1 protein-coding gene is annotated in these 4,815 nt (G+C 41.1%); it reads left to right on the top strand.

Annotated elements, in window-relative coordinates; genetic code table 11:
* Positions 1-14: 14 nt before the first annotated feature.
* The gene (locus WC955_13090) at positions 15-4,742 is read left to right on the top strand and encodes an N-acetylmuramoyl-L-alanine amidase (protein MFA5859989.1); all 4,728 of its coding nucleotides are present in this window, start codon (positions 15-17) and stop codon (positions 4,740-4,742) included.
* Positions 4,743-4,815 lie beyond the last annotated feature (73 nt).

Raw genomic sequence — 4,815 nt, 5'->3', positions numbered from 1 at the left:
GTGTTAGTAGAGTTCTGATAGATCCTGGACACGGTGCTTTAAACAAAGAAGGAAAATTTGATGGTGGTGCTTTTGGACCAGATGGGACGAAGGAATCATGGATAAACTTAGAGGTAGCGAAACGAGTTAAATATTATCTTGATAAACATCCAGAAATATTTGAAGTAAAAATGACACGCTATACGGAACTATTGACGAAAAAGTTAGAACCATCGGATAGAGCGAACATTGCCTCTGACTGGAGTGACGATGGGAATCCTACCGATATCTATGACAGAGCACACTATTTTATTTCAATTCACCACAACTCCTATGAGAAGAAACCTCAAGGAACAGAAACATTTATTAGTAGATATGCATTAGTAGGCTCAGATAATCTTGCCAACAGAGTTCTTGGTAAAATTCTTAACAGATTTGGACCTCTTAAATATGAAAACCGTGGTGTGAAGATTGACTATAATACGCGTAAAATAGATTTTGGTGTATTAAAAGGAACAAGATTTATAAATGGAGAACTTTCAGAAGCATCAAATATAAAATATTTTCAGGATGAAGTGAATAAATTCAAAGCAACAGACGGGAAACACATTGACAACGAAGCTTGGGCGATTTATGCCGGCTTAATGGAATTTTTACAATATACACCCCAAAATGAACCTCCCAAAGAAACAGCGAGTATAAAAGTTCAAACTACATTCAACGACGTGGCGTATATTATTGAAGATACGGGCGGTTTGTTATATAAAAACAACATAGGTAATTATACAATCGACGCACCAATAGGCAACTACAAAATCACGTTTGGCGTGAAACCCAACTACGAAGTAACTCCGTCACAAAAAACGTTGAATCTATCCGCTGGTTCAACCATTATATTTAATTCTACGTATACATACATAGGTGTAGACGACTATTTTCTTCGTTATGACAGCCATATACCCCTTCATCAACCCCAGCCAGTAATCCCAGAGTTTGGGAAAAATTATTGGAACGATGATATTATTCAAATCCGGTTGCCAAAACATTCGCCAGATGAAGATTCTTGGACGGGATTTTGGTTACAAGTATATGAAGCATATTCTCCCCAAAAAGTAGTATTTGATGGAATGATAGGTGCAACCAATATGCCTTTAATTTGTAATTTGAATCCTGGTACAAGTTATAAAGCGAAAATGCGGTTATGTAAAGACACTTTGTTATCTGATTGGTCCAGGTCTACTGATTTAGCAGTGGTAGATATCACCCCTCCTGTTGGCACTATTGTGTTAAACAACGGTAATCCTACAAATTCAACAACAATTAACATATCAATCACCGCATCAGATACCGGCGGTAGCGGACTATCCAAAATGTTTATCTCAGACGACGGGTACGAAGACACCTGGCCAGCGGAACGAGAGTTTGCAACATCTGTGTCTTACACCTTAAGTCCATCAATAACCGATACCGATGGTGATAAAACGATATCTGTAAGATTAATGGACGCCGCAGGAAACGTTAGCGAACCGATCACTAGTACTATCAATCTTATACGTTTGCCACCATCAACCCCGCCGTCTGCGGAATGCAGCAGCGCGGTGAGCATAAACAATACTCTGTATTCAAATCCTCAATTAGCGGTTAAATGGTCATCATCTTCAGACGAGTATAGCACGGTTGATGGATATCGTTTGGAAGTGTCACAAAACCCTACTAATTGGACTCAACCATATTTAGTATTTTCTATGGATGTAGGTAATGTAACTGAATACATCCTGCCCGAATCAACAGTTCTAAATGATAATACACAATATTATGCACGGATATCTGCTATAAACGGTTTTGGTTTGCTTAGTACCCCAAAATATATCAATGGTATAACAATAGACAAAACTTCACCTCAGAAACCGGTACTAACGTCACCGCAGAATAATGCTATCGTTGGCAAAAAGCCTACATTCGATTGGGACGATATTAATGATACAACTGGGGTAAGCTACGAACTATTAGTAGATAATAATATAGAATTTTCTTCTCCTCAAAAAGTTATTCAAAAAGAATTAACAAGTTCTATATATACATCCGAAACCGAACTATTTGGCGGCGTGTATTATTGTAGAGTCCTTGCCAAAGACGGGGTGGGTAACCGGAGTCCATGGTCGGATATACAAACATTTACTATAGATACCACGCCTCCGCCTGTTCCGCAGTTGGTAAACCCCGGGATGAGTGAAGTACTAAATACTAAGTCGCCCATTTTTACCTGGAGCGTAGTAACGGACCTGTCCGTACCGGTAAAATACAAAATCCAGGTTGATAACGACTCTAACTTTTCCAGCCCAGTGATTGATTCCGGATGGCAGGAAGAAACAATATATCCTCGGACAGAGACATACAATTACATTCCATCCGACGGGATATATTACTGGCGAGTAATGGCGAAGGATGGTATTGGCAACGAAAGCTCATGGTCAGGTACACAATATTTTGAAGTAAAGACAGCACTTCCAACATCCCAACCCTCTGTCCCAATAATTCTATACCCTACCGACATGATATCCACAAGCGATCTGCGCCCGTTATTTGCATGGGAACAATCCGCAACTGATTCCGGATATGCTCATACACACAGGGTACAAATAGGCGCAGTCGATGAAACCGATGGCAGATTATGTACACCTACCATTGACGCTAAAGTTTTTATGGACGATTTTGAAGACAGCGACACATCAGACTGGGTACCCTTAGGCGGCTTATGGACGTTATGGGATACACCCTACAGCGCAGTCAGCCAGTTATCTTTCCGTGTGATGAGCGAACAAGACACTGTCGTAGAGCCAAAACATCGTATGTGTTTACTTAAAGGCATCAATAGTACAAATTATGATATCTCCGCAAAAATGAGCCCGTGGTTATGGGGTACCCCTGTACCAATTGATAATGCGAATACAGATATTGGTTTTGTATTAAATGTAAAAAATTCCGGTACGTTTTATTCTGTGACAATAAAAGATAAACTTAAGGTACACAAAATAGTAAATAACATAGAACAATCCGGCAACTGGCCTAAAGTATCGGAATACTATGTTGACCGCAATCTATACTTACCTGAAGGCGAGAATATGTACGAATACTTTGGAGGTACACCCCTAAAAGTGCAGGTTAAGCAAACACAAACTAGTGTGTCTATCACATGTTATGCGTTAGACTATAACGAACAGGTTGAAAAAAATAAATGGAAAAAGTTTATTGAAGTAATAGATACGGACAACCCAATATTTTCTCCTGGCCAGTGCGGATTGTATTCTCATAACTACTGTTCTGCGGTATTTGATGATGTACTAGTGAACGACGCGGCAATCAGTGCTGAGATTCTACAAACAGGTATGCCCGGCGCGTTAAGTGTGCAGCCGTTGAAAGATATCCCTCAAGGGTTGGTGTATTACCGTTTTTGCGGGGTCAGCGATACCGGTGTAGAAAGCGAATGGACAACTGCTAGCCCGCGTCCACACGAAATGGTAGTAGACATACAACCACCGGAAATGGTTCCGCAATGCGCTGCAGTAGCCACGAATTCGTCTACAGTACCGCCGTTAACCTGGCCCGCGGCAAATGATACCGGCCGTGCAGGGGTTATGTATTATGAATCTCAGGTGAGTAGTACTGCAGTATTTGACAATCTGTTATTATTAAATAATACAATAAACACCTCTTTTAACAACGGTACCGCTATTGGATGGGAGAGCAGTGAAAGTAATAACTGGGTAGTGGTACAGAATAATGATAATAATTTTACTTATAAACAAACCGCAACAGGTGAGCAGGTTAGTGTAGCTATAAATTCTATTGGTACCAATTTCACCGCAGGTTTAAAATTAAAGTATGAGAACTCAGAGTTTGTTTCTTCTGTGTCAAACTATGGCGTGATACTAAAAATAAACGATACCAATAATATCCGGTTAGTGTTAACCCCCAGCGGGGAAAAGGTGGGGATACTATGCACTCTAGCCGGTATGTCGAGGGTATTAGTCGAAAAACCGTTAACTCTTGAATACGGTATTTGGTATGACATAAAACTTACAGTCGTTAACAATATAATCCGCGGGTATATTAAGCCTGCAGAAAGTAACACTTGGGTTTCAGTAGTGGAAGCCATGATTCCATCGGAAATATTGTCCATCTGTTCAACCGCAAAGTTCGGGGTTTATACAAATAATGTATCTGCAGAGTTCGATGATATCACCCAGTCCCCGGTAACTATTGATAACTGTATTGACGTATCAAGCATATGTTTGACTGAAGGAAAATATTATTACCGTGTCCGCGCAGTTGACGCTGCGGGAAATCCCGGCGAATGGCCTCCTTCATCTGAAGTAGTTATAGATAAAACTGTATCGTCAACAGGACTAAGTTTTGTTGGAAACACTTATTTAAAAGACAACATTGACTACCTATCATCGAACACAAATATCTTACTCAACGCAACCGACACCCTCAGCGGTATTTCCTCCACCTCCTACCGTCTCGGTACGAATGACAGCCCTACACCGTGCCGGTTAGCGCCCGTGACCTATTCAAAGTTGCAGTACCTTCGGGTTGTGTTGGGTTATGGACGTTCGACAGTGTCAACGGTACCACCGTATTTGATGAGTCTGGCTATAACAATAACGGTATTATCAGCGGGCAAGGCGCTACGCCTGTACTGGAACCCACACCCCGGGGTAAAGGCTTGGTGTTTGACGGTGCGGATGACAGGGTTATAATCAACGACTCAGCATCACTTGACCTTACCACGGGTGTATCGTTGGAATTATGGTTTAAACCATCCCTCACCCC

The organism is Elusimicrobiota bacterium (assembly GCA_041658405.1).
Taxonomy (GTDB): domain Bacteria; phylum Elusimicrobiota; class UBA5214; order JBBAAG01; family JBBAAG01; genus JBBAAG01.
Note: the sequence above shows the minus strand (reverse complement) of the source record. Positions and strands in the feature narration are given on the sequence as shown.